Genomic DNA, 2,664 nt, shown 5'->3' on the forward strand with positions numbered 1-2,664 from the left:
GTGCGTGGAGGCTGGCACCCAGCGGTACAGCGTCGGAATGGACACGCCGAGGTTCTTGGCCACGTCCTTGGGCGGCACCCCGCTGGCCAGCAGCTTCTTGGCCGACTCGATCTTGCTGTCGGTCATCTTCGGCTTGCGGCCGCCTTTGCGGCCGAGCTGCTTGGCGACTTCCAGCCCGGCGCGGGTGCGCTCGACGGTCAGCTCGCGCTCCATTTCGGCAAGGCTCGCCATGACGTGGAAGAAGAACCGCCCGGATGGTGTGCCGGTGTCGATGGAGTCGGTGAGGCTCCTGAACTGGACACCGTGCTTGTGCAGATCGCCGACCAGATCGACCAGTTGCTTGACCGACCGGCCCAGCCGGTCGAGCTTCCAGACGACCAAAGTATCGCCTTCGCGCAGCATTTCGAGCGTCTTGGCCAAGCCAGGCCGGTCTGCCCGCGTGCCACTCACCTTGTCCTCGAAGACCTTTTTACATCCGGCCTTGCTCAAGGCTTCGCGTTGCAGCTCCAGGTTCTGATCCTGCGTCGAGACGCGCGCATAGCCAATCAACATGGCTTGTCTCGCGCCCGGTCGATGCGTTCCTGCATCGCCTGCATCACTTCTTCGTGGGTGTACGATCTGGCGTTGGCGTCGGTGGCTTGCCGCAGGGCTTCCTCAACCTCGCGCGTCATCCGCTCGTAATCCTCCGGCCACAGCGCTTGCTCCATGCGCAGCGACGCCTGACTCAGCAGGTGCAGCAGGCTGAACAGCCGCATGTCGTTGGTGGCGACGATGCGCTCCCGAATCTGCTCCTGAATAGCTTCGCTAGCCCGATGCGCTTGTGGTGTGGCAGTCCCCTCGTAGTCAGCGGGGAATTCCGCTTCCTCGGCAATCCTTGCCCAGGCGCTGGCCAGCGCCTCGATGGTTGACGTGCTCATTTCCGCCGCTCCTGTGCTCTTTGGCGAATCAACCGGCCAAGGGGCCTCGACGCGAAAACCAGCAGCATCACGCCTATCGGATACCAGGTCGAGAAGACCACCAAGGCATCGAAGGCTGGCCGTCCGGTGTTGGTAGGCAGTACGGCGGTCACAGCCATCAACCCGCCGACCGTCCAGATGATGCGCCACACGTAGGGCATCACGCGGGGCACGTAGCCGTCATCGAAAGCGGTCTGGTAGTAGCGGCGCAGGCCGCGCTCGGCAAGCGCCTGGCGCTGCCGCTCCGACAGCGCATCCGTCCGGCCATACCAGCGCCGGAATGGTGGACAGCGCAGCAGCAAAGGGGTGAAGAGGATCATCACCGCCACGATCGCGACACCCCACGCCATGACGGCGCCGGCATCGGGCCGCTTGGCGTTCTCGATCACGGGCGCGAAGACGCCCGGAGCACCGATCATCCAGAACAGCGCAATGTGCTGATGGAAGGAGAGCTTCATTTGCTCATCCACTTGCGCAGCAGGCGCTTTTTCAGGGAGGCGCGTTCTTGCGGGTTGCGTCCCTTGTGATTGGCGATGCGATCCGCCGTGGCGGCCTGGCGCTTGACGGGCCAGTAGGAGCGGCCATCCTTGCCCATCGACCAGACGCTGCTGGCCTGGTTTTCCAGCAGGGGCAGATGGGCGCTCAGGGCTTCGGGCGACGCGCTGGTCAGCGCCGTGCGCTCACGGGTGCGCCAGCGCTGATGCCAGAGCTTCTTGTCCTCGCGCTCGCTGCCGCAGGTCGTGTGCCCGACGATGGGTGTTTTGCGGCGGCTGCGGCTCATAACGTAGTGGTCTCCAAGAACATTCAGGACTGATCCCAGGCGTCGATGGTCAAGACCTGATCGGCAGGACAGGCGGCTACGCGGTCGGGAACTGGATGGTGTTCAGTCTCATGCCGACCCCATTCGATTGATCGCGTCGCTTGCGGCACGCTGCGACGCAAGGAGGTTTGCGACCTGGTTTAGCAGCCGTGTCCGCTGCATGTCTGTTACCTATCTCCCCGACCGCTCATTGGACCAACTCCAGAGATTGGGCTCTATCGCTCAGCCAATACGAAACCGGCATTGGCTGATGCCACAACCGAGACTAACACAAATGGCTCGGTACCTGTATTTCGCGCCCCGTGCACTTGGCCCGGTCTTGCCACGGCTATCTCACCTTCCCTGAGGGCACGAACAATCCCATTGCCCTGAAAGTAATCAGCCATTCCCGACAAAACAGTCCACGTGTCTTGGCCGTGAGGATGAATGTGAGCCGCAATTTCCTGCCCGGGATGGACATGCCAAACCACGATAATTGAGTCTCGGGTTTCAAGCACAACGGAACGAATAGGCTCGCCTTCGGACGGCTGAACATACTCGGCTACAGAAAATATTCTCGATTCAACAGTCATCGGAGATCCCTCTTTCACAGTTGTCGTTACGGTCTTCATCGTCGGCATCCTGACGCACGGCGGGCAATTGCTGGAGCAACGCCGGCAGCCATTCCTGTACCGTCTCCCACACCACATCGAGGTTGATGTCGAAATAGCCGTGAGCCATGCGATTACGCATATTGCGCATGCTGCGCCACGGCACGTCGGCATGCGCCTGGGTGAACTCGACGTAGCCATCCATCACCTTTGTGGCCGCCTCGCCGATGACGATCAGGCTCATGATGACGGCCTGCTGGGTGCGCTTGTCGGCCAAGAAGTCGTCCTTGGCCATCCC

The 2,664-nt window shown here is 61.9% G+C and carries 6 protein-coding genes; all 6 read right to left on the minus strand.

The features are described from left to right. Positions 1 to 552: recombinase family protein (locus tag ACVCAM_RS26175; RefSeq protein WP_021243029.1), on the minus strand; the 552-nt coding region annotated here is incomplete at its 3' end. Further along, positions 546 to 917 (minus strand): hypothetical protein, encoded by a 372-nt coding sequence (locus ACVCAM_RS26180; protein WP_021243030.1) that lies wholly within the window; start codon positions 915 to 917, stop codon positions 546 to 548. The genes ACVCAM_RS26180 and ACVCAM_RS26175, both read right to left, overlap by 7 nt. Further along, entirely contained in the window at positions 914 to 1,414 is a 501-nt protein-coding gene (locus ACVCAM_RS26185; RefSeq protein ID WP_003100856.1) for a hypothetical protein, read from the minus strand. Before ACVCAM_RS26185 ends, ACVCAM_RS26180 begins: the two co-directional genes overlap by 4 nt. After that, entirely contained in the window at positions 1,411 to 1,737 is a 327-nt protein-coding gene (locus tag ACVCAM_RS26190) for a hypothetical protein (protein WP_003100858.1), read from the minus strand. Before ACVCAM_RS26190 ends, ACVCAM_RS26185 begins: the two co-directional genes overlap by 4 nt. 254 nt (positions 1,738 to 1,991) lie before the next feature. Continuing rightward, a complete protein-coding gene (locus ACVCAM_RS26195; protein WP_000215515.1) occupies positions 1,992 to 2,348 on the minus strand; it encodes a cupin domain-containing protein in 357 nt (118 codons plus the stop codon). Further along, on the minus strand, positions 2,338 to 2,664 hold a 327-nt coding region (locus ACVCAM_RS26200), incomplete at its 5' end, for a HepT-like ribonuclease domain-containing protein (protein ID WP_135726288.1). The genes ACVCAM_RS26200 and ACVCAM_RS26195, both read right to left, overlap by 11 nt.

Source organism: Enterobacter sp. CFEC122 (genome assembly GCF_052983755.1).